This is a genomic window from Bradyrhizobium tropiciagri (assembly GCF_018130505.1).
Lineage (GTDB): Bacteria > Pseudomonadota > Alphaproteobacteria > Rhizobiales > Xanthobacteraceae > Bradyrhizobium > Bradyrhizobium tropiciagri_B.
Genome location: NZ_JAFCKH010000004.1, coordinates 494439 through 517057 on the forward strand (window position 1 = coordinate 494439; position 22619 = coordinate 517057).

The 22619-nt window shown below is 66.4% G+C and carries 21 protein-coding genes and 1 tRNA gene; 16 read left to right on the top strand and 6 right to left on the bottom strand.

Translation table 11 applies throughout. The annotated features are described in order from the left end of the window. Positions 1 to 119: 119 nt before the first annotated feature. Positions 120 to 785 carry a TetR/AcrR family transcriptional regulator gene (locus tag JQ633_RS13135; RefSeq protein WP_211985430.1) on the bottom strand — a complete coding sequence of 222 codons (666 nt, stop codon included), beginning with the start codon at positions 783 to 785 and terminating at the stop codon, positions 120 to 122. An 80-nt stretch (positions 786 to 865) separates the two neighbouring features. On the opposite strand from JQ633_RS13135, the gene JQ633_RS13140 reads away from it, so the two are divergent. Then, positions 866 to 1351, top strand: coding sequence for a DUF1772 domain-containing protein (locus JQ633_RS13140; RefSeq protein ID WP_211985431.1), 486 nt, complete (start codon positions 866 to 868; stop codon positions 1349 to 1351). Between the two features lie 36 nt (positions 1352 to 1387). Here JQ633_RS13140 and JQ633_RS13145 read toward each other — a convergent pair. Continuing rightward, positions 1388 to 1462, bottom strand: a tRNA-Asn gene (locus JQ633_RS13145). Between the two features lie 384 nt (positions 1463 to 1846). Between JQ633_RS13145 and JQ633_RS13150 the strand changes: the two genes are divergently transcribed. From JQ633_RS13150 to JQ633_RS13195, 10 genes are all read left to right on the top strand, one after another. After that, the gene (locus tag JQ633_RS13150) at positions 1847 to 2026 is read left to right on the top strand and encodes a hypothetical protein (protein ID WP_211985432.1); all 180 of its coding nucleotides are present in this window, start codon (positions 1847 to 1849) and stop codon (positions 2024 to 2026) included. A 149-nt stretch (positions 2027 to 2175) separates the two neighbouring features. Next, positions 2176 to 2841 (top strand): protein-L-isoaspartate O-methyltransferase family protein, encoded by a 666-nt coding sequence (locus JQ633_RS13155; RefSeq protein ID WP_211985433.1) that lies wholly within the window; start codon positions 2176 to 2178, stop codon positions 2839 to 2841. A 213-nt stretch (positions 2842 to 3054) separates the two neighbouring features. Further along, the gene (locus JQ633_RS13160) at positions 3055 to 4434 is read left to right on the top strand and encodes a TolC family outer membrane protein (RefSeq protein ID WP_211985434.1); all 1380 of its coding nucleotides are present in this window, start codon (positions 3055 to 3057) and stop codon (positions 4432 to 4434) included. 334 nt (positions 4435 to 4768) lie between these two features. Continuing rightward, positions 4769 to 5521, top strand: coding sequence for a PopZ family protein (locus JQ633_RS13165; protein WP_211985435.1), 753 nt, complete (start codon positions 4769 to 4771; stop codon positions 5519 to 5521). Between the two features lie 136 nt (positions 5522 to 5657). Then, positions 5658 to 8522 carry a valine--tRNA ligase gene (locus JQ633_RS13170; RefSeq protein WP_211985436.1) on the top strand — a complete coding sequence of 955 codons (2865 nt, stop codon included), beginning with the start codon at positions 5658 to 5660 and terminating at the stop codon, positions 8520 to 8522. Between the two features lie 13 nt (positions 8523 to 8535). Beyond that, on the top strand, positions 8536 to 8922 hold the full coding sequence (locus tag JQ633_RS13175; protein ID WP_211985437.1) for a VOC family protein: 387 nt from the start codon (positions 8536 to 8538) through the stop codon (positions 8920 to 8922). 478 nt (positions 8923 to 9400) lie between these two features. Continuing rightward, the gene (locus JQ633_RS13180) at positions 9401 to 10486 is read left to right on the top strand and encodes a hypothetical protein (RefSeq protein ID WP_211985438.1); all 1086 of its coding nucleotides are present in this window, start codon (positions 9401 to 9403) and stop codon (positions 10484 to 10486) included. Between the two features lie 81 nt (positions 10487 to 10567). Beyond that, a complete protein-coding gene (locus tag JQ633_RS13185) occupies positions 10568 to 11665 on the top strand; it encodes a phosphotransferase (protein WP_211985439.1) in 1098 nt (365 codons plus the stop codon). A 125-nt stretch (positions 11666 to 11790) separates the two neighbouring features. Further along, the gene (locus JQ633_RS13190; protein ID WP_211985440.1) at positions 11791 to 12684 is read left to right on the top strand and encodes a T3SS effector HopA1 family protein; all 894 of its coding nucleotides are present in this window, start codon (positions 11791 to 11793) and stop codon (positions 12682 to 12684) included. After that, positions 12681 to 13985, top strand: a complete 1305-nt coding sequence (locus JQ633_RS13195; RefSeq protein ID WP_211985441.1) for a lanthionine synthetase LanC family protein — start codon at positions 12681 to 12683, stop codon at positions 13983 to 13985. The genes JQ633_RS13190 and JQ633_RS13195 overlap by 4 nt, the downstream gene beginning before the upstream one ends. Here JQ633_RS13195 and JQ633_RS13200 read toward each other — a convergent pair. Next, positions 13965 to 14591 (bottom strand): DNA-3-methyladenine glycosylase, encoded by a 627-nt coding sequence (locus JQ633_RS13200; RefSeq protein ID WP_211985442.1) that lies wholly within the window; start codon positions 14589 to 14591, stop codon positions 13965 to 13967. The genes JQ633_RS13195 and JQ633_RS13200 overlap by 21 nt on opposite strands. A gap of 136 nt (positions 14592 to 14727) precedes the next feature. Between JQ633_RS13200 and lipA the strand changes: the two genes are divergently transcribed. Both lipA and JQ633_RS13210 read left to right on the top strand, forming a co-directional pair. After that, complete coding sequence (lipA, locus tag JQ633_RS13205) at positions 14728 to 15687, top strand: lipoyl synthase (protein WP_211985443.1); 960 nt, start codon at positions 14728 to 14730, stop codon at positions 15685 to 15687. Positions 15688 to 15692: 5 nt separating this feature from the next. Further along, the gene (locus JQ633_RS13210) at positions 15693 to 16157 is read left to right on the top strand and encodes a type II toxin-antitoxin system RatA family toxin (protein ID WP_211985444.1); all 465 of its coding nucleotides are present in this window, start codon (positions 15693 to 15695) and stop codon (positions 16155 to 16157) included. A 205-nt stretch (positions 16158 to 16362) separates the two neighbouring features. On the opposite strand, the gene JQ633_RS13215 is transcribed toward JQ633_RS13210, so the two are convergent. From JQ633_RS13215 to JQ633_RS13225, 3 genes are all read right to left on the bottom strand, one after another. Further along, a complete protein-coding gene (locus tag JQ633_RS13215; RefSeq protein ID WP_211985445.1) occupies positions 16363 to 16752 on the bottom strand; it encodes a BA14K family protein in 390 nt (129 codons plus the stop codon). 150 nt (positions 16753 to 16902) lie between these two features. After that, the gene (locus JQ633_RS13220; protein WP_211985446.1) at positions 16903 to 17502 is read right to left on the bottom strand and encodes a CinA family protein; all 600 of its coding nucleotides are present in this window, start codon (positions 17500 to 17502) and stop codon (positions 16903 to 16905) included. A 1-nt stretch (position 17503) separates the two neighbouring features. Next, positions 17504 to 18700: a bifunctional 2-C-methyl-D-erythritol 4-phosphate cytidylyltransferase/2-C-methyl-D-erythritol 2,4-cyclodiphosphate synthase gene (locus JQ633_RS13225; RefSeq protein ID WP_211985447.1), complete on the bottom strand. Its 1197-nt coding sequence runs from the start codon at positions 18698 to 18700 to the stop codon at positions 17504 to 17506. A gap of 290 nt (positions 18701 to 18990) precedes the next feature. Between JQ633_RS13225 and dusB the strand changes: the two genes are divergently transcribed. Genes dusB through ntrC form a run of 3 tightly spaced genes read left to right on the top strand, consistent with a single transcriptional unit; the run spans position 18991 to position 22616 of the window. Beyond that, positions 18991 to 19992: a tRNA dihydrouridine synthase DusB gene (gene dusB / locus JQ633_RS13230; protein ID WP_283812775.1), complete on the top strand. Its 1002-nt coding sequence runs from the start codon at positions 18991 to 18993 to the stop codon at positions 19990 to 19992. Further along, complete coding sequence (locus tag JQ633_RS13235; RefSeq protein ID WP_211985449.1) at positions 19989 to 21164, top strand: two-component system sensor histidine kinase NtrB; 1176 nt, start codon at positions 19989 to 19991, stop codon at positions 21162 to 21164. The genes dusB and JQ633_RS13235 overlap by 4 nt, the downstream gene beginning before the upstream one ends. 9 nt (positions 21165 to 21173) lie before the next feature. Further along, on the top strand, positions 21174 to 22616 hold the full coding sequence (gene ntrC, locus JQ633_RS13240; RefSeq protein WP_211985450.1) for a nitrogen regulation protein NR(I): 1443 nt from the start codon (positions 21174 to 21176) through the stop codon (positions 22614 to 22616). Positions 22617 to 22619: the final 3 nt, after the last annotated feature.

The following is a 22619-nucleotide window of genomic DNA, read 5'->3' on the forward strand; positions in this document are numbered from 1 at the left end:
GATCACAATCTACGAAAAACCCACTCGCAATCTCGCCAGTATTCCTAACCGTTAAATATCGCAGGAATTTTAGGGAGACGTGACAACGAGAGCGGCGCGGCGTGTCCGCAATCGTCCGCTCAGGTCAGCTTGGCAAGGTCGTGCGGCAGCATCGCCTTGAACTGGTCGAGCGAACGCCGCGCCTGCATCGGCGGCAGCGTGATCGCGTGGCGCACGGCGGCCGCGATCAGCGTCATGGTCAGCGCGGCGAAGGTCGCGAGCGCCGCGGCCGGCAGGTCCGGCGCAACCCGCCTGACGGCGTCCGCGAGCAGCCCGGCGAGGAAGGCGGTGTCCTCGGCGTCGAGCCGCTGCAGCGCGCGGTCGGCCTGGGTCGCCTGCCAGATGTCGCGCATCACGGGCTCGCGCATGAACATCTCGTAGTAGCTGTCGGTGATGCGGCACAGGGCAGGGTGCAGGTCGCGCATCGTCTTCATCGTGGCGAGGTCGCGCGCGACGCAGCCGCGCCCCACTGCGTTGTAGCGTTCGGCCAGCGTGCCGACGATCGCCGCCTTGTCGGGAAAGTATTGGTAGAGCGAGCCGAAGGCGATGCCGCTGCGCTCGACCACGTCGCTCATGCGGAACGCCTCGCTGCCCTTCTCGGCGATGATCTCGGCGGCGCAGGCGAGGATGCGCTCGAAGCGCTCGCGGCTGCGCCGCTGCATCGGTGCAAGCCGCGCCAGCCCCGATGCGGGCGGCGCGCCCGGGGGCGGCGCAGCAAGCGGCCCCGCGGCCTTTCGTCTCGCCATCGCGCTCTCCGATTGACGTCTCTAATGCGAGAGATTATCGCATTTTATAAATACGAGCAACTCTCGCATTCGGAGGAAGCATGCGCCAGCTCCTGATGTCCGCGCTGCTGTGGTTTGCCGCGATCGGCTGCGGCCTGCTTGCCGGGCTCTATTTCGCGTTCTCGGCCTTCATCATGACCGCGCTCGGCCGGATCGGGCAGGCCGCCGGGATCTCGGCGATGAACGCGATCAATGTCGACATCGTCCGCTCGCTGTTCATGCCGTTGTTCTTCGGCACGACGTTGGCATGCGCGGTGCTGGCGGCGCTGGCTTGCGTGCGGTGGCAGGAGCCCGGCGCGATCGCGGCGATCTGCGGCGGCGTTCTCTATGTCGTCGGGATGTTCGTAGTGACTGTGATCTTCAACGTGCCGCTGAACAACCAGCTCGCCGCGCTCGACCCGGCGAGCAGCGCCGCGGCGCCGGTCTGGGTGCGCTATCTGTCCGACTGGACCTTCTGGAATCACGTGCGCACGATCGCCTGCACGCTGTCGGTCGCGCTCTTCATCGTCGCAATTGCCGCGCGCTAGCGATGGTCGATGGTGATGTGTCGATGGGGCCAGAACTGGCTCCCCGGGCTGGATTCGAACCAGCGACCATTCGATTAACAGTCGAATGCTCTACCGCTGAGCTACCGAGGAATAGGCGAACTTCCGTTCGCGAGCGGGCAGCGTATAACAAAGCCTTTCGGCCTTGCAAAGAACCAAATGGCACCTCCCGCGAAACTTTAACAGGGACGGTAAAGCCTCTGTTGCAGCAGGGCTTGCCCGCTTGAAATCGCAGTATTTGCTGGTCCCGTCGGCTTTGCGGCCGGCTCCGTAAGACCCCCGGGGTGCCAAATGGCGAGGCATTTGCGGGCGCTTGATTCCCCCCGTGATGGTGATCGCCGCCGGTCATGAGGGCGAGGACCGCCGATTCTCTCGATCACAAGCGCGTGGTTGGGTGTCGACAGGCCGGATCAGTCGCTAAATCGACTCAATAGCCGATGATCTTCTCATTCGCCGGGTCCTGAGAGGTGATTGTCCATGTCTGTGATCCCGTTCGACCTGTCGACACCGCAGCCGACACTGGTGCCATCGGATGCGCCCGAGATCAGCGACGACGAGTGCCTGCGCCGATTGGCGAAGGCCGTCGAGGATCAGGATTCGGGGCATCTCGACGAGGTGGCCCGGTTGATCGGCCGGCTCGCCGTCACGATCGAGTAAGTCGGCCGAATATTCAGCCCCGTCCGGCGGCCGTGCAGTCGGTTTGCGCCTGCGAACGGCGTGTTGCGTTTTGACGGAGCATGCTCCAAAAGTGGCCCTGTTCTAGCTCCTCCAGCGGCGATGCCGCACGACTTGCAGGGTCTCAGCCAATGTCCGGATTTTCGACCGCGCGCCAGTATATGGTCGATGGTCAGGTGCGTCCGAGCGACGTCACCGACGAGCGAATCCTCGAAGCCATGCTGGCCGTGCCGCGCGAGGCGTTCGTGCCGGCCGACAAGCAGGCGCTGGCCTATCTGGATCTCGACCTCGATGTCGCCGCCGCCGGCGCCGCGAAGCGCTGCCTGATCCAGCCGGCGCTGCTCGCCAGGATGCTGCAGGCGGCCGACATCAAGGGCACCGACCGCGTCCTGGTCGTGGGCGCGGCGAGCGGCTACGCCGCCGCGGTAGTGGCGGCTTTTGCCGGCGAGGTGAGCGCCACCGAGAGCGACCCGGCGCTGGCCGCCACGGCGGGCGCCGCCCTGACCCAGCTCGGCATTCAGAATGTGACCGTGAAGACCGCCGCTGCCGCCGACGGCGACGCTGGGGCCGGGCCGTTCGACGTCATCGTCCTGAACGGCGCCACCGAGATCGTCCCGACCGGGCTCTATGGCCAGCTAAAGGAGGGCGGCCGGCTGGTCGGCGTGTTCGGCCTGACGGCGCCGCCGCGGGCCAGCCTGGTGACCCATTCCCACGCCGACTACGGCCACCGCGAGCTGTTCGACGCTTCGGCTCCCGTCCTGCCCGGGCTGGAGCGGCTGCCCGCCTTCGTCTTCTGATTCCTGACCGCGCTGCGCTAGCTGATAAAATACCGTTCTGAATCAGAAGTGTGGCCCGTTTGCCCCACGTGAAGAGTTTCCACCGCGTTCCGTTGCGGGGTGGTTCCGTTGACCCTAGCTGCGGACTAAGGTGAGGCGGGACTCACTTCGGCTTAGGGCGACGCTCGTCTGCGTTTCGTGGGCTGGCGACTACAAATGAATGGATTACCGGGGATGCGAGGGGTGAAACTTATCACCGCGGCTGCGACTGCAGTCCTTCTATTGGCGGAGATGGGCCCGGTGCCCGCACTCGCCGATACGATCGAGGCGGCGCTGGTGCGGGCTTACCAAAGCAATCCCCAGCTCAACTCGCAGCGCGCACAGGTTCGGTCGATCGACGAGAACGTGCCGCAGGCGCTTTCCGGTTACCGGCCGAGGGCCGCGCTGACGGCAAGCGGCGGCTATCAGTACAGCGACACCGCTCTGACGGGCAGCAATCCGATCAGTGGCAATCAGGCGCCGCGCAGCGTCGGCCTCACCGTCAATCAATCCCTGTTCAACGCGCAGACGCCACAGCGCGTGCGCGCGGCCGAAAGCCAGGTGTCGTCGGCGCGCGAAGGCCTGCGGGTGCTCGAGCAGACCGTGCTGTTGAACGCGGCCACCGTCTATATGGATTATCTGCGCGACTCGGCGATCGTCGAGGTTCAGCGCAGCAACACCCGCGTGCTCGAGCAGACCCTGAAGCAGACCCAGGACCGCTTCAATGTCGGCGAGGTGACACGAACCGACGTTGCGCAATCCGAGGCGCAGCTCGCGGCCGGCAAGACCCAGCAGCTCACGGCCGAATCGAACCTGACCACGACGCGCTCGAACTTCCGCCGCATCATCGGCAACGAGCCGCAGAATCTTGCGCCCGGTTCGCCGGTCGATCGCTTCCTGCCCGCCACGCTGGCGGCCGCAGTCGAGCTCAGCCTGACCCAGAATCCGAACGTCACCTCGGCGATGTTCGGCGTCGACGTCAACTTCCTGCAGGTCAAGATCAACGAGGGAGCCTTGTTCCCGTCCGTCAATCTGCAGGCGTCCGCGAGCCAGGGCTATGAGCAGTCCTTGACGGTTTCGCGTACCTTCACTGCGGGGGCCGCAGTTCAGCTGACGGTGCCGATCTACCAGGGCGGTTCGGAATATTCGCTGATCCGGCAGTCCAAGGAAACGCTGACCCAGCAACGGTTGGTGCTGGAACAGACGCGCGACCAGGCGCGCGCCAACGTCGTCACCGCATGGGGCCAGCTGGTCGCCGGCAAGGCGCAGGTGGCCTCGGCGCAATCGCAGGTGCAGGCCTCCGAGATCGCGCTGAACGGCGTCCGCGAAGAGGCCAAGGCCGGCCAACGCACCACGCTCGACGTGCTGAACGCGCAGCAGGCGCTGGTCAATGCGCGCAACTCGCTGGTCACCGCGCAGCATGACCGCGTCGTTGCCTCGTACAACGTGCTCAATGCGGTGGGCCGGCTGGCGCCGACGGTGCTTGGCCTGAAGACCAACGTCTACGATGCGAGCGTGCACTACCAGCAGGTTCGCGACAATTGGGCCGGCGTTCGCACGCCCGACGGCAAGTAATCGCCATATCAACGTCGCTTGTCGCGTCTAGCTTGTGGTTCTGAGTTCAATCAGGACCACAAGCGGGCGCGTTTGCTTGCAATCGATAAATGCCCTGACATACCGTTTTATCGGGCAGAACGGCGATTCGCGGCGAGGCCAATGCCATAGCGCGTGGCGTGGTGCCGGGGACGGGCGCCAGGACTGCCTGGAGGACATGAGGCTGCGCAAAAGCCTCTGGCGGGCTTGATCTGGGGACAAGTCGGGCGGGAGCAATGAAAATCCCAGCTCGCATCATCGGAACCGGCGAATCCTCTCGGGCTTGATGTAAAATGGTTTCGATGTGGAGTCGGAGATGACGCAACCTGCAAAGGTCCAAGAGCCCTCGATGGAGGAGATTCTGGCGTCGATCCGTCGCATCATTGCCGACGACGAGGCGAAGCCGGCCGCTGCAGAGAAGCCGGTTGCTGCAGCTCCCGCTGTGGCGCCGCCCAAGGTCGAACCGCCACCGCAACCCAAGCCCGCCATGAAGAGCTCGCCGCCTGCACCGACGCCGCCGGCCGCGAAGGCCGCCGCGCCCGCACCCAAGCCCGCGTCCGCCGCACCCGCTGCGGCGCCCAGCAACAGCCAGGACGATATCGATTCGTTGCTCGCCAGCCTCGACGAGGCGACGCAGCCGTCCGAGGTCAGGCCGCCGCAGCCCGACGGCGACGTGTTCGAGCTCACCGACGACATGGCGGTGCCGCAGCCCGCCGCCGCTTCGCCGGCGCAACCCTCGTTCCGCAAGGTTGAGCCGCAGGACGACGTCGAGTTCACCGATCCGTCCGGACGGGTGAGGGCGCCGGTCCAGGACGATGTCCGCGAGCCGCCACCGCCGCTCGACGCCGCCGCGATCCAGCCGATCATCTCCGGAACCACGATGCGGGCGGTCGAATCCGCCTTCAACTCGCTGGCCAACACCGTGCTCAGCAACAATGCGCGGACGCTGGAGGATCTGGTCAAGGAGATGCTGCGGCCGATGCTGAAGAACTGGCTGGACGACAATCTGCCGGGGCTGGTCGAGCGGATCGTCAAGGCCGAGATCGAACGGGTATCGCGCGGCCGCTGATCCTGCGCCGGAGCGCCATCGGCCCTGATTCGGCCACCCCAAAATGGGCTAATTACACTTTCCGCGGGCCGGTCCGGTTGACTTGGTGCGTTCAGGCGGCTTTCTAGCCGTTTCCACATCCCCATATTGCAGTGTCATGATCGAGAAGAATTACCAGCCCGCCGATATCGAGCGCCGGATGTCCCAGATTTGGGAGGACAGCGGTGCGTTCAAGGCCGGACGGCCGGAACGCCAGGACGCTGCGCCTTTCACCATCGTGATCCCGCCGCCGAACGTCACCGGTTCGCTGCATATGGGCCACGCCCTCAACAACACGCTGCAGGACATCCTGTGCCGGTTCGAGCGGATGCGCGGCCGCGACGTGCTGTGGCAGCCCGGCACCGACCATGCCGGCATCGCCACCCAGATGGTGGTCGAGCGGCAGCTGATGGAACGGCAGGAGCCGGGCCGGCGCGACATGGGCCGCGCCAAATTCCTTGAGCGGGTCTGGCAGTGGAAGGCCGAGAGCGGCGGCACCATCGTCAACCAGCTGAAGCGTCTCGGCGCGTCCTGCGACTGGTCGCGCGAGCGCTTCACGATGGACGAGGGCCTGTCGCGCGCCGTCGTCAAGGTGTTCGTCGAGCTGCACCGCGAGGGGCTGATCTACAAGGACAAGCGGCTGGTCAACTGGGACCCGAAGCTGCTCACCGCGATCTCCGATCTCGAGGTGCAGCAGGTCGAGGTCAAGGGCCATCTCTGGTACCTGCGCTATCCGATCGAGGGCCGGACCTTTAGCCCCGAGGATCCCGCTTCGTTCATCGTGGTGGCGACGACCCGTCCCGAAACGATGCTCGGCGACACCGCGGTCGCGGTGCATCCGGACGACGAGCGCTACGACAAGCTGGTTGGCCAGAACGTCATCCTGCCGCTGGTCGGGCGCAAGATTCCGATCGTCGCTGACGACTATTCCGATCCGGAGAAGGGCTCCGGCGCGGTCAAGGTGACGCCGGCGCACGACTTCAACGATTTCGAGATCGGCAAGCGCCACGACCTGCCGCAGATCAGCGTGCTCGACCAGGAGGGCTGCCTCAGCCTGACCGACAACGAGGACTATCTGCGCGGTCTGCCGGAAGGCTCGGCCGAATTCGCCGCGGAGTTCGACAAGATCGAGCGCTTCGCCGCGCGCAAGAAGATCGTGGCGCGGCTGGAGGAGTTCGGCTTCCTCGAGCGGATCGAGCCGAACACCCACATGGTGCCGCATGGCGACCGCTCCGGCGTCGTGATCGAGCCGTATCTGACCGACCAGTGGTACGTCGACGCGCACACGCTGGCGCAGCCGGCGATGGCGGCGGTGCGCTCGGGCGAGACGACGTTCGTGCCGCAGAACTGGGAAAAGACCTATTTCGAGTGGATGGAGAACATCCAGCCCTGGTGCATCTCGCGCCAGCTCTGGTGGGGTCACCAGATCCCCGCCTGGTACGGGCCGGACGGCAAGGTGTTCGTCGCCGAGACCGAAGAAGAGGCGGTCGGCAACGCGCTCGGCTATTACGTCGAGCAGGAGGTCATCACGCCGGAGCAGGGCCATGAGATGGCCACTGATCCCGCCAGGCGCGAAGGCTTCATCACCCGCGACGAGGACGTGCTGGATACCTGGTTCTCCTCGGCGCTGTGGCCGTTCTCGACGCTGGGCTGGCCGGACGACACCCCGGAAGTCGCGCGCTACTACCCGACCAACACGCTGGTCACAGGCTTCGACATCATCTTCTTCTGGGTCGCCCGCATGATGATGATGGGCCTGCATTTCATGAAGCAGGCGCCGTTCTCGACCGTCTACATCCACCGGCTCGTCCGCGACGAGAAGGGTGCCAAGATGTCGAAGTCGAAGGGCAACGTCATCGACCCGCTCGGCGTGATCGACGAATACGGCGCCGACGCGCTGCGTTTCGCACTGACCCGCGAGGCGGCGCAGGGCCACGACATCCGCCTGTCGCCGCATCTGGTCGAGACCAACCGCAACTTCGCGACCAAGTTCTGGAACGCCTGCCGCTTCGCCGAGATGAACGAGTGCGTGAAGCCGGACGGCTTCGATGCCAAGGCCGCGACCGAGACGCTGAACCGCTGGATCGCGCACGAGACGTCGCGCGTCACCCGCGAGGTGACCGAGGCGATCGAGGATCATCGCTTCAACGATGCCGCCGCCGCCATCTACCGCTTCGTCTGGAACGTGTTCTGCGACTGGTATCTCGAACTGGCCAAGCCGGTGCTGATGGGCGCGGAGGGCGCCGCCAAAGCCGAAACCCGCGCCATGGTGGCCTGGACGCGCGACGAGATTCTCAAGCTGCTGCATCCGTTCATGCCCTTCATCTCCGAGGAGTTGTGGGCGGTGACGGCGAAGCGCGACAGCCTGCTGGTGCTCGCGCCGTGGCCGCGCAGGGCCGCCGTGAGCGCCGAGGAACTGGCGGCGATGACGACGTCCGGCCCCGCCGGAGAGATCATTCCGCCGGTCATCCTCGCGCTCGAGACCGACGACTTCAGCGACCCCGCGGCGGAAGCCGAGATCGGCTGGGTGGTCGACCTCGTCACCGAGATGCGTTCGGTCAAGGCGGAGATGAACATCCCGCCCTCGACGCTGACGCCGCTGGTGATCGCCGGCGCCTCCGACGAGACGCGCGATCGCGCGCAGCGCTGGAACGAGACCATCAAGCGCCTGGCGCGGCTGTCGGACATCTCGTTCGCGGCCGCCGCGCCGGAAGGCGCCGTGCAGTTGCTGGTCCGCGGCGAGGTCGTCGCGCTGCCGCTGAAGGGCGTGGTCGATCTGGCCGCCGAGCGGGTGCGGCTGGAGAAGGAGCTCGGCAAGGCCGACGCCGACATCAAGCGGGTCGACGCCAAGCTCTCCAACGAGAAGTTCGTCGCCAACGCGCCGGAAGAGCTCGTCGAGGAAGAGAAGGAAAAGCGCGAGGCCGCGCTGGCGCGCAAGGCCAAGATCCTCGAGGCTCTGGAGCGGCTGAAGAAGGCGTCATAGGTAACGATCAGCGATGCTGGATCACGTCTCCATCACGGTCTCCGACATCGCCGCCGCCGAACGCTTCTACGATGCCATCATGAAGGCGCTCGGCGTGGTCAAGGTCGGCCGCCGCGACGACTGGATCGGCTATGGCGAGCGGGCGCGACCGGCCTATCCGGACCGCATCTATCTCACGATCCGCAAGGGCACGCGGCCGGAGGAGGCGACCGGCCGCCACTGGTGCTTCAAGGCGAAGTGGCGCACCGAGGTCGACGCGTTCTGGGATGCCGGCATCGCCGCCGGCGGCACTGACGACGGCGCGCCCGGCCTGCGCGACTATCACACCTCATATTATGCCGCCTTCCTGCGCGATCCCGACGGCAACAAGCTCGAGGCGGTCTGCCATCACCCGGTGTGATCGGCGCAGCGCTTGGCACAAATCGCCGGTCGATGCCGTCACGCCGCTGTCACACAGCGCGCCGGATTGCGAGCCGCATGGCGACAAGCTCGCAGAGGTTGTATCACGATAACGTTCCCGGTTACGCGCTCCGACGCTGGACGCGAAGCGAACCCATTGTTGCGCGGAGACATTTCCACAATCTGGTCGCGATAAACGCTGAGGTAGCAAATATTGACGCATGCACCCGGTCATGGGATGCTGAAGATGATTTCTGTCGGCGCGACTTCGAACCGTGTGCGAAGTGATGGCCGTGATATTCAGACGACCATGGATTTTATCTCGGATGTGTCCGTCGTTGACGCGACACCGGATTTGAAACGGATCTGCACGCTTCGAGCCGCCCAATAGCAATCAGGATGCTTCGTCTCACCTCCGCCCGTCCTGGCCGAAAGAGGCGTGGCGACTTCACTTGAGGTTTTCCTGGAGGACTTTGTCCATGGCTGATTTCGTCGACAAGATTGTCAAAGATCCAAAGAACCCGCCTGCAACCGTGATGCTGACCGGCTACCTCGGAGGATCATCGGAACCGGACCACACGCGGCTCTATTTCGATCCGCATCTGAGCAGCTACGTCGACATTCCGAACAGCGCGATCCTGCATCAGCAGGACGCGAAATCGGATGACGGGCTGCAGGCGAGCTACGTCTGGATCGCGCGCAGCGCCCAGCTGATCCAGGGTGCCCCCGCAGCCGAGCGTCCCAAGGGGACGTTCCTGGAAGGCCAGATCATGCAGGATCACATGGCCGCCGCGGGCGGGGTGGCCGCGCTCCAGCCCACGCATGCACCGATGCTCTGTCCGATCACGATCAGTCCGGTGCAGTGTCCGATCACGCTGCATCCGCCGCAATGTCCGCCGCGAACCATTATTCAAGTCCAGTGCCCGACGCTTTCCGTGCAGAATTGCCCGACGCTGCACTTCCCGTGTGCGACGCGGGGACCGATCTGCGACGTCCATCCGACGCTGGTCGGGTGCATCACTCAGGCGCCGGGATGCCACCCGCTGCCGACCCGGATCGGCCCGCATTGCTTCCAGACCATCGTCGGTCCGGCCTGCCTGCCGCGCACCATCGCCGATCCCGGCTGTCTCGCCTCGGCCAATGTCGCGTGCCCGACGCTCGGCGGCTGCCCGTCGATCCAGTGCGGCGATCCCGGCCAGCAAGTCGGGACGCCTCAGGCTGCGGCAGCACCAGCAGCGCCGCAGGCGCAAGCGCAGGCTGCGATCGCAACCATTACGCCGCTTGGTCACATCTGTCCGAGCCATACGCCGGGTTGCGGTGGGCACCCCACCATCATGGCCATCCCCACGATCACGCCGCAAGGAGTTGTCTGCTCGACCCACTTGCCGGGCTGTGGCGGCGGTGGCCAGACACTGGTCCAGCTCTCGTTCCCAACGATCACGCCGTTGGGGCACATTTGCCCGACCTTCGGGGTCAATTGTCCGGGCCCCGGGCACACCTTGGTGCAGTTCATGCCGACCAATTTCGGCAACTGCACCTGGTACCTGTGCCCACCGGCGGGCTAACGGCCTGACGCATGATCGTCCGCCGGAGCCTCCCGCGCCGGCGGACGACCTTGTCAACATCGCTCCGGTGGCTCGTCCCGCATGATCCTGTCGCGCAGCAACGTCGTCCACTATCTCCTCGATCAGGGGCTGCTTGGCTATGATTCCGTTGTCGATGACGAAGTCATGGTTTCCGACAGCACGCGGCGCAATCGCAATTTCAAGGTGCTGCGCGGCGCGAAGCAGGGGTTCTTCATCAAGCAGGTGCAGGGGTGGGACGCGCAGACGGTCGCCACCCTCGCGGCCGAGGCGGGCTGTTACCGGTTGGCACGCGAGGAGCCGGGGCTGTCCGCACTTGCAGCGATCGTGCCGCGCGATCTTCTCTATGACGCGCAACGCCACATCCTGGTCACCGGGCTGCTTCCGAACGCGGAGTCGCTGATGGAGCATCACCGCCGGCTCAACGCCTTTCCCGTTGAGGTCGCGCGACTGCTCGGCGGCCAGCTCGGCCGCCTGCATCGCGAGCCGATGCCGCCGCTGGAGGGACGCGCCGAAGCGTCGCTGTTTCGTCGTCAGCCGCCATGGGCGCTGTCGAGCCACCTCAGCGGCACCATGTTCGGCGCGCTCAGCGGCGGCAGCAGCAAGCTATTGCAGATCCTCCAGGCCTATCCGGATTTCCAGCGCACGCTCGACGAGATGCGCCGTGACTGGCGGCTCGAGCGGCTGGTGCATGGCGACCTCAAGTGGGAGAATTGCGTAGTATATCCAGCCGGATCCGAGGACGGCCGGCTCGACGCCCGGATCGTCGACTGGGAGCTCGCCGATATCGGCGATCCGGCCTGGGACGTCGGCGGCATGCTGCAGGCCTATATCTGCTTCTGGATCCTGACCATGCAATTCGATGGCGAGGTGCCGCTGGCGACGGTCGAGAAGACCGCGCCATATCCGATCGCGCGCATGCAGCCGTCGATCCGCGCATTCTGGACTGCGTATGCCGCCGAGTTGGAGCTCGATCCGCAAGCTGCCGACACCATGCTGATGCGCGGCGTCAAATACGGCGCCGCGCGGATGATTCAGACCGCCTATGAAGCGATGCAATATTCGCCGCAGATTTCGCCCAGCGCGCTCGCGCTGCTTCAGGTCAGCCTCAACATCCTGAAGGAGCCGAAGCGCGCCGCCACCGAGCTTCTGGGGTTGTGATGCAGCAGGCCTTGCAACAGGAGTTGATGGCAATCATGCAGGCCGTGGCGTTCCCGGCGCCGGGCGTCGTCGCATTGGCCGGCCGCATAATGCCTCAGACCGGGGCCGGATCAGATTCCCCGCACATGGCGGAGGGCAGTCCGCTGGTCGGCCAGCTGCAATCGCTGCTCTATGAGCATTGCTATTGCCGGCGCTTCGACGGCGCGGCGGCCGGGCGTTCTGCCGCGCCACCGGCAGGCGATGATCTGGCGCCGGCGTTGTCGGCCGCCAACAGCAGCCGCGAGCGCTGGGACGCCGGTTGGCAACTGCTGCAGACTTTGCCGAATGGCCAGATCGTCGCGGTCAAGGGCGCGATGACGCGCATGGCCTGGCCCGGTGCGTTTCATGCCCACGGTGCGCCCGGCATGCCGGCGCAGCCCGGTGCCGAGATCAGCCTGTTCGTGGCGCGCGAGTCGCTGCTGTCGCAGCCCGGATTCTATCACGCGTTCGGCGAGGCTCTCGCCGATCAGCAGGAGGATCTTGGCGTGGTCCGGTTCTACTGGAACAGCAGCGCAGGCGGCGCCCCGCTTCTGGTCGGTGCGATCAGCACGGCGCTCAATCGCTTCGCGATTCCGTTCCGCTTCAAATGCCTGCGGATGCAGGCGATGTACGACCGCAGCGATGCGGCGGTTCTCTATGTCGCGCGGCGGCACCATCGCATCGTCGCGATGCTCCTGCCCGAGATCTATGCCGCCGTGCGCCCGCAGTTGAAGCCGGCAACGCCGCTGTTTTCCAGGCACCTGGCCGAGGGCCTCGGCTTTGCCGAGGATCCACGCAGCGGCGAGAGCTTCGGCATGCATCGCTGCCGGCTGATGGCGGAGGCGATCTGCCGCGCCCATGAACGCGGCCAGGAGTCGGCCGCGGCACGGCTCGGCGCGCTGGCCGAGGCGTTTGCGGCCGCAGGGCTGTCGCTCGACCGGCCCTATCTCGGTGCCGGGTCGATCGATCTCTATGACGTCAGGGAGCCGCTTGCAGCATGACCGCCCGCGACGAGGCATTTCTCGAGGCCGCGGCCTTTGTCGGGCGTCGGCTGTGCCGCGACGCGCTGTGGTCTGGCGAGCGCTGCAACTGGCTCGGCGACTCCATGGAGTACATCGACGGCGGCTGGAACGTGGTGCATCGCTCGCTGGCGTCCGATCTCTATGGCGGCACCAGCGGCATCGCGCTGTTCCTGGCGCGGCTGTATCGGCTGACCGCGGAGCCAGCGCTGCGGACCACTGCGCTCGGAGCGCTGGCGCACGCCCATGCGCACGCCGAAAAGATGCCGGCGGCGCAGCGGATCGGGCTCTACACCGGATCGGCCGGCATCGCCTATGCGACCGCGGTCGCCGGCGAAGCCTTCGCGGATCAGGCTCTGATCGACAAGGCGTGCGATATGCTCGTCGCGGCGACGCAAAGCGATGATGACACCGTGCTCGACGTGCTCGCGGGCGCAGCTGGCGCCATCGTCGCACTGATCGATCTGCAGCATCTCGCGCGGCGCGATTTGCTGGCGATCGCCCGGCGCCTCGGCGAACTGCTGCTGGCGCGGGCGAGGCGCGGTGAGGGCGGATGGTCGTGGGGCAGCCATGCCGGGCACGCCGAGCACAATCTCACCGGCTTCTCGCATGGTGCGGCAGGCGTCGCCTGGGCGTTGCTCGAACTGTCGACGGCGACCGGTGAGAGCCACTTTCGTGACGCCGCCGAGCGCGGCTTTGCCTATGAGCGGCAATGGTTCAGCAAGACGCATGAGAACTGGCCGGATTTCCGCGCCGATCTCCCGTCAGCAGCCAGCCAGCCGGGCTTCATGGTGGCGTGGTGCCATGGCGCGCCCGGCATCGGCCTGTCGCGCCTGCGCGCCTTCGAATTGACCGGCGATCCCACGACGCGGGCCGAGGCCGAGGCCGCGATGCGCACGACGATGCGGACGCTCTCCGATCCGAATTATGGTTCGCAGTTCGATTTTACGCTGTGCCACGGCCGCGCCGGCAATGCCGAGCTGTTCGTCACGGCCGCCGAGGTGCTCGGCGATCAGACCGCGCGCGCGGTTGCCGACGGGGTCGGGCGCTATGGCATCGAAACCTATCGCCGGAAAGACCTGCCGTGGCCGTGCGGCGTACTCGGCGGCGGCGAGACCCCGAACCTGATGCTCGGGCTCGCCGGCATCGGTCATTTCTACCTGCGCCTCTACGATCCCGCGAACGTGCCGTCGGTGCTGATCCCGCGGCCGCGGCGCGTCGCAGAGCTGCGCAGCATGGTCGTGCTGCCGCCGTCGCCGCCGTCAAGCGCGCCGCTGCGTTGACTCGAACGGCTTGCTGAGGAATTTCGATCCCTTCACCCCGTAGCGCCAGGGCAGGTCGGCGGCCTTTGTGATGCCGATCCGCACGCCGGTCGCGATGTCGGGCTTGTCCGTGCGGGCGTACAGCGCGATCGGCGGATGGTCGAGCGGCAGCTCGCTATGGGCAATGGTGATGCCAAGCGCCTCGCAGAGCTTGCCGGGCCCCGAGCACAGCGCACGCGCGTCCTCCAGTCCGCGCCGCCGGCGCATCGCGGCGAGGCCGTGGGTCGGCTCCAGCGCGCGGATCAGCACCGCGCTGGCGGAGCCGGCCTGCTCGCAGACGAAGTTCACGCACCAGTGAATGCCGTAGGAACGATAGACATAGGAAAAGCCGGGCGGGCCGAACATCACCTGGTTGCGCGGCGTGGGGCCGTTGAACGAATGCGCTGCCGGCTCGGTGTGATGATAGGCCTCGACCTCAACGATGGTGCCGCCGACGCCGCCGACCAGGAAGGTCGCGCCGATCAGGTCGGGGGCCACCTCATGCACGCTGCGGTCAAAGAATGAACGTTTCAGCGGCTTGCCGAGGCGCGGCGTCGCTTCCGTGGTTGATTTGGGTTTTTGAGCCATTTTGAGGTGGGAATCGCGGCGGAACAGGCCCCAACACTGCCAATATCCGGCGCGGTCTGCTAGGGTTTGCGTGAGCCGGGTTGCGGGCCGCACCAACACGGATTAGCTAAGGTTCTCTCGCGACTTGCAGGCACCTATGGTCACCATCGTCGACACCATCTCCACGACCCCGTTGCGCCCGCGGCACCCCGAAAAGGTGAACCGGCCGGATGCCGTGTCGCCGCCGAAGCCGGACTGGATCCGGGTCCGCGCGCCGAACACGCGCGGCTATGCCGACACGCGCCGCATCGTCAAGGAGAACGGCCTCGTCACGGTATGCGAGGAGGCGGGCTGCCCCAATATCGGCGAGTGCTGGGACAAGAAGCACGCCACCTTCATGATCATGGGGGACACCTGCACGCGGGCCTGCGCGTTCTGCAACGTCAAGACCGGCATGCCGGCGGCGCTCGAAGCCCATGAGCCCGAATACGTCGCCGAGGCGACCGCCAAGCTCGGCCTGACCCATGTCGTGGTGACCTCGGTCGACCGCGACGATCTCGCCGATGGCGGCGCCGAGCATTTCGCGGAGACCATCCGCGCCATCCGCGCGCGCTGCCCGACCACCACCATCGAGATCCTGACGCCGGACTTCCTGCGCAAGGACGGCGCGCTGGAGCGTGTGGTCGCCGCCAAGCCCGACGTCTTCAACCACAATCTGGAGACGGTTCCGTCGGGCTATCTGACGGTGCGTCCCGGCGCGCGCTATTTCCACTCGATCCGCCTGCTGCAGCGGGTCAAGGAGATGGACCCGACCATCTTCACCAAATCCGGCATCATGGTCGGGCTCGGCGAGGAGCGGCACGAGGTGCTGCAGGTGATGGACGATCTGCGCTCGGCCGACGTCGATTTCCTCACCATCGGCCAGTATCTGCAGCCGACGCGCAAGCATCACGCCGTGATGCGCTACGTGACGCCGGATGAATTCGCCGGCTATGAGCGGGTCGCCTACACCAAGGGTTTCCTGATGGTGTCGGCAAGCCCGTTGACGCGCTCGTCGCATCACGCCGGCGAGGATTTTGCCAAGCTGCAAGCGGCGCGCACAGCGCGCGGCCGCTAGACACGATGCCGCGATTCCAAAGCAAGCGGCGGGTGCGCCACACCGCCTCGCAAATGTTCGATCTCGTCGCCGACGTCGAGCGCTATCCGGAATTCGTGCCGTTGTGCCAGTCGCTGAAGATCCGCCAGCGCACGCCGAAGGACGACGGCACCGAAATCGTAGTGGCCGACATGACGGTGTCGTTCAAGCTGGTGCGGGAGACTTTCACCAGCAAGGTGACGCTGGACCGGCCCAATTTGAAGATCCTGGTCGAATATCTGCGCGGTCCCTTCAGCAATCTGGAAAATCGCTGGAGCTTCGAGCCGAAGTCGGAAACCGAGTGCGACGTCGGCTTCTTCCTGAACTACGAGTTCAAGAGCCGGATGCTCGCGATGCTGATGGGCTCGATGTTCGACGCCGCGTTCTCGCGCTTTGCCGCCGCATTCGAGAAGCGGGCCGACCAGATCTACGGCAAGCCTGCCGCATCATAGGTCCGTAGCCCGAATGGAGCGCAGCGTAATCCGGGACGGTCGATCAACGGGCGAAAGCGGCCCCGGATTACGCTGCGCTCCATCCGGGCTACAGGATCTTCAACGTCATTGCGAGCGAAGCGAAGCAATCCATTGGTCGGCGTACGCGGATCGATGGATTGCTTCGTCGCTGGCGCTCCTCGCAAAGACGAGGAGAGTGTTCGCCTTACGGGCAGGGACGACGCACGCCGCCGGATGCGATGTAGGTGCCGGAGGCCGGATCGTAGGAGCGGAAGCGCTGGGAGCAGTAGGCGTCGTTGTTGGCCTTGGCCTGGCTCGCGGCGATCGCACCGCCGATGATCGCGCCGGCTGCAAGGCCGCCGATGACCGCACCGGCGTTTCCGCCGCCGCCGTAGTACCGGCGACCATAGTAGCCGCCGCGATAGCCGTAGCGCGGGCCGCCATGATAGTACCGGTACTGCACCTGCTGAACGGAGGTAGGCTGATCCTGCAACTGCGCCGGCGCGAGCGGGGCTGCGAGCGAGGGGACGACAGTCGACAGCGTCATGGCACCGGCGGCAATGCCGGCCACGACAAAACTACCCAACTTCATCATTTTCTCCTTGTTGTGGGATTGCTGCTGAAACAGCAGAGTTGGAGCAAAGGATAACGGCGAACCTGCGACCCGGTTCCACCTGAGATAGCATCACTAAGTCGCATTGACGCGCACGGTCAACATCGACGGCGCGCGACTCGCACTGCACATTCATCCGCGCGGTAGCCGCCGGCGCTTGGCGGCGTGGCTGCGCGGCGACCGCGCGACGCGGGTCCGCAGCCGGCTGGCGGCCTCGCGGCGCGGCTTGGTGGCCTGCGGCGGGCGCGCCAGCTCCATCAGCATGCGCAACGCCTCGACCACCGAGCGCTGGCGCACCGCGCTGCGGCCGATCGCGCCGAAGCGCTGCTCGCGATGCAGGATGCGGCCGTCGCGCGCGGCGACCGCGAAATGCACGAGGCCCACCGGCTTACCCGGCGTCGCACCGCCGGGACCGGCGATGCCGGTGATGGAGACCGCGAGGTCGACGCCGGCCTTCTCCAGCGCGCCGATCGCCATTGCGGTCGCGGTTTCCTTGCTGACCGCGCCGAAGGTTTCGAGCGTTGCGGCCTTGACGCCGAGCATCACCCGCTTGGCCTCGTTCGAATAGGTGACGAAGCCGCGGTCGATCACGTCGGAGGAGCCGGGGATGTCAGTGAGGGCGCCCGCGACCAGCCCGCCGGTGCAGGACTCGGCAGTCGCGATGGTCAGCTTGCGCATCCGGCACAGGTCGAGCAGCGAGCGGGACAGGGCACGAGCGTCGCTGCCCCCCATGTCACGCACTCCAGCTCTTGTCGTCCCAGGGCAGACGGATCGTGGCGCTGGCGGTTGCGGCGATTCCTTCCTCGCGGCCGGTGAAGCCGAGCCGTTCGCTGGTGGTCGCCTTCACCGCGACGCGCGAGATATGGACGCCGGAGATCTCGGCGATCTTCGCCCGCATGGTGTCGCGCAGCGGGCCGATCTTCGGCCGCTCGCAGATCATCGTCACTTCGAGATTGGCGATCCGCCCGCCGCGCGCGGTAACGCGCTCGACGGCATATTTCAGGAACTGATCGGAGGAGGCGCCCTTCCATTTGGCATCGCTCGGCGGGAAGTGCGAACCGATATCGCCGTCGGCCAGCGCGCCGAGGATGGCGTCGACCAGCGCATGCAGCCCGACGTCGCCGTCGGAATGCGCCAGAAAGCCCTTGGTGTGCGGCACACGCACGCCGCACAGCATCAGATGATCGCCGTCGCCGAAAGCGTGCACGTCGTAGCCGGTGCCGGTCCTGATGTCGCCGAGCTGGCTCGCAAGCCGCGCTTCCTCGCGCACGAAATCCTCGGGTGTGGTGAGTTTCATGTTGGCAGGATCACCTTCAAATGTCGCAACCGTCAATCCCGCCCATTCCGCCAGCGCGGCATCGTCGGTGAAATCGCTGCGGCCCTCGCGCGCCGCGCGGCGATGCGCCTCCAATATCACGTCAAAGCGAAACGCCTGTGGCGTCTGCGCGATCCGCAGCCGCGCGCGGTCGGGCGTCGCCTCCACATCGCCACCGTCGCCGGTGAGCTTGATCGTGTCGGTGACGGGGACCACCGGGATTGCGGCGCCGGTGCGGCCGGCGGCCGCAATCGCGCGCGAGATCACGGCCGAACTGACGAACGGGCGCGCGGCATCGTGGATCAGTACGATGTCCGGCTTCTCGTTCGCGAGCGCTTCGAGCCCCGCATGCACCGATGCCTGGCGGGTCGCGCCGCCCGGCGTCGGCGGCTGGTGGCGCAGGCCGACGACGGCGTCGCGAAACAGTGCAGTGTCGTCGGGGTTCACCACCGGCTGCACGGCGAAGACATTCGGATGGCCGGAGAAGGCTTCCATGGCGCGGTAGATCACCGTCTGCCCGCCGATCGTCCGGTATTGCTTCGGCCCGCCCGCGCCGGCGCGCAGGCCACGGCCGGCTGCAACGAGGATGGCTGCGGTACGCTCAGGCTTCGGCATCTTGAACCAGTGACAGACGAATCGGGGATGAGGTGAGGGCGCGACGAGGTCGTCGCGCACAGCCCCTTACCATGCCCGCTGCGCAAGAACAGTGCGTTTCCGGATGGCTGTGGGAAAAGCAGATTATGTTGCAGTGCACTTGCATCGATGGTAGGATTGTCTAAACTGTAGGCAAGGCGCTTGACTGCACAAGGATTGTGCGCTGAGAATGAACATATCGGCTGCAATGGCGTGGTCGACAGAGCGGCGAGACGGCTGTGACCGGCGTGCAAAGTGTTTCTCGTAACCCGTTGAAGATAGGCGATATTGCTGTCGCCAACCGGGTTCTTCTCGCGCCGATGTCCGGCATCACCGACGCCCCCTTCCGGCGACTCACCGCCAGGCTCGGCGCAGGCCTGGTGGTCTCGGAGATGACCGCCAGCGACGATCTGGTGAACGGCAAGCCGATGTCGAAGCTGCGTTGCGAGGCAGCCGGGATCGGGCCGCATGTGGTCCAGCTCGCCGGCTGCAAGGCGCACTGGATGGCGGAGGGTGCCCGCATCGCCGAAGGCGCCGGCGCCGACGTCATCGATATCAACATGGGCTGCCCGGCACGCCACGTGACCGGCGGCCAGTCCGGCTCGGCGCTGATGCGCGACCTCGACCATGCGCTCACCTTGATCGAGGCGACGATCGCGGCGGTCAAGGTGCCGGTGACGCTGAAGATGCGGCTCGGCTGGGACGATCGTTCGTTGAACGCACCGGAATTGGCGCGCCGCGCCGAAGCCGCCGGCGTGCAGATGATCACCGTGCACGGCCGCACCCGCTGCCAATTCTACAAGGGCGAGGCGGACTGGAGCGCGGTGCGCCCGGTCAAGGACGCCGTCACGGTCCCGGTCGTCGTCAACGGCGACATCACCTCGTTCGACAAGGCGGTCGCCGCGCTCGATCAATCGGGCGCCGATGCGGTGATGATCGGCCGCGGCGCGCAGGGTCAGCCCTGGCTCCCGGGCCAGCTTGGCCGCCGGCTCGAGACCGGTGTGGCCGAGACCGCGCCGCCGCTCGCCGAGCAGCTCAATCATGTCCGCGCGCTCTATGACGAGATCTGCAACCATTACGGCCTGCGGATCGGGCTGAAGCATGCGCGCAAGCATCTCGGCTGGGCGTTGGACGCGGCCGCCGCCTATAGCTGCGCGCCGGCCGCGGTGCTGAAGACCTGGCGGCAGGCGATCCTGACCGCGGACGAGCCGTCCGGCGTGCATCGCGCGCTCGCAGCGGCCTACGATGATTTTGCCTGGAGTGCTGCCGCATGACGTCAGCGATGGAACAGCGCCGGCCGCTGCCGACTGACGGCGAAGCGATCCTCAACGCGCTGCCCAATCCGGTGCTGCTGATCGCGCCCGACGGGCGGATCGTCGACGCCAACATCGCCGCCGAATCCTTCTTCGAGATCTCGGCGCAATTCCTGCGCCGGCAGTCGCTGAAGGAGCTGGTGCCGTTCGGCAGTCCGCTGCTGGCGCTGATCGAGCAGGTGCGGACCTCAAGCTCGCCGGTCAACGAATACAAGGTCGATCTCGGCACGCCCAGGATCGGCGGCGACCGCCAGGTCGACCTGCACGTCGCGCCGCTGACCGAGCGGCCCGGCCACATCGTGGTGATGCTGCAGGAACGCACCATCGCCGACAAGATGGACCGCCAGCTCACCCATCGCAGCGCCGCGCGCTCGGTGATCGCGCTGGCGGCGATGCTGGCGCATGAGATCAAGAATCCGCTGTCGGGCATCCGCGGCGCGGCGCAGCTTTTGGAGCAGCAGGCGTCGTCAGAGGACCGGCTGCTGACGCGGCTGATCTGCGACGAGGCCGACCGCATCGTGACGCTGGTCGACCGCATGGAGGTGTTCGGCGACGAGCGGCCGGTGGCGCGCGGTCCGGTCAACATCCATTCCGTGCTCGACCATGTGAAGCGGCTGGCGCAGTCGGGCTTTGCCCGCAACGTCCGTTTCACCGAGGACTACGATCCGTCGCTGCCGCCGGTGCTGGCCAATCAGGACCAGCTGATCCAGGTGTTCCTCAACCTCGTGAAGAATGCCGCCGAGGCGGTCGCCGATCTCGGCACCGATGCCGAGATCCAGCTCACCACTGCGTTCCGGCCGGGCGTGCGGCTGTCGGTGCCGGGCAAGAAATCGCGGGTCTCGCTGCCGCTGGAGTTCTGCGTCAAGGACAACGGCTCGGGCGTGCCGGAAGACCTGCTGCCGAACCTGTTCGATCCTTTCGTAACCACCAAGCAGACCGGCAGCGGGCTCGGCCTCGCGCTGGTCGCCAAGATCATCGGCGATCACGGCGGCATCATCGAATGCGAGTCGCAGCCGCGCAAAACCACCTTCCGCGTGCTGATGCCTGTCTACAGCGCCGCCAAGCAACACGACCCAAGCAACCGCGATGACGTTCCGGGTACGCCGTCGCCTGCCTCTCAGGATGCACGATGAGGAACCACGATGCCTGCAGGTAGCATACTTGTCGCCGACGACGACACCGCCATCCGGACCGTCCTGAACCAGGCGCTGTCGCGCGCTGGCTACGAGGTGCGCCTGACCGGCAATGCCGCGACGCTGTGGCGCTGGGTCAGCCAGGGCGAGGGCGACCTCGTCATCACCGACGTGGTGATGCCCGACGAGAACGCGTTCGACCTGCTGCCGCGGATCAAGAAGATGCGGCCGAACCTGCCGGTCATCGTGATGAGCGCGCAGAACACCTTCATGACCGCGATCCGCGCCTCGGAGCGCGGCGCCTACGAATACCTGCCGAAGCCGTTCGACCTGAAGGAGCTGATCACCATCGTCGGCCGTGCGCTGGCCGAGCCGAAGGAGCGGGTGTCGAGCGCCGACGACGACGGCGAGTTCGACTCGATCCCGCTGGTCGGCCGCTCGCCGGCGATGCAGGAGATCTACCGCGTGCTGGCGCGGCTGATGCAGACCGACCTTACCGTGATGATCTCGGGCGAGTCAGGCACCGGCAAGGAGCTCGTCGCCCGCGCGCTGCACGACTACGGCCGGCGCCGCAACGGCCCGTTCGTCGCGGTCAACATGGCGGCGATCCCGCGCGACCTCATCGAGTCGGAACTGTTCGGTCATGAGCGCGGTGCGTTTACCGGTGCCAACACCCGCGCCTCCGGCCGCTTCGAGCAGGCCGAGGGCGGCACGCTGTTCCTCGACGAGATCGGCGACATGCCGATGGAGGCACAGACGCGGCTGCTGCGTGTGCTGCAGCAGGGCGAGTACACCACCGTCGGCGGCCGCACCCCGATCAAGACCGACGTGCGCATCGTCGCCGCCTCCAACAAGGACCTGCGCATCCTGATCCAGCAGGGGCTTTTCAGAGAGGATCTGTTCTTCCGCCTCAACGTGGTGCCGCTGCGGCTGCCGCCGCTGCGCGAACGCATCGAGGACCTGCCGGACCTCATTCGTCACTTCTTCTCGCTGGCGGAGAAGGACGGCCTGCCGCCGAAGAAGCTCGACGCCCAGGCGCTGGAGCGGCTCAAGCAGCACCGTTGGCCGGGCAACGTCCGCGAGCTGGAGAACCTGGCGCGGCGGCTGGCCGCGCTCTATCCGCAGGACGTCATCACGTCCTCGGTCATCGACGGCGAGCTGGCGCCGCCCGCCGTCGCCTCCGGCGGCAATACTACGATCGGCGTCGATAATCTCGGCGGCGCGGTCGAGGCCTATCTGTCCTCGCACTTCTCCGGCTTCCCGAACGGCGTGCCGCCGCCGGGGCTCTATCACCGCATCCTCAAGGAGATCGAGGTGCCGCTCCTGACCGCGGCGCTGGCCGCCACCCGCGGCAACCAGATCCGCGCCGCCGACCTGCTCGGCCTGAACCGCAACACCCTGCGCAAGAAGATCAGGGACCTCGACATCCAAGTGTACCGGAGCGGGACTTAGCTT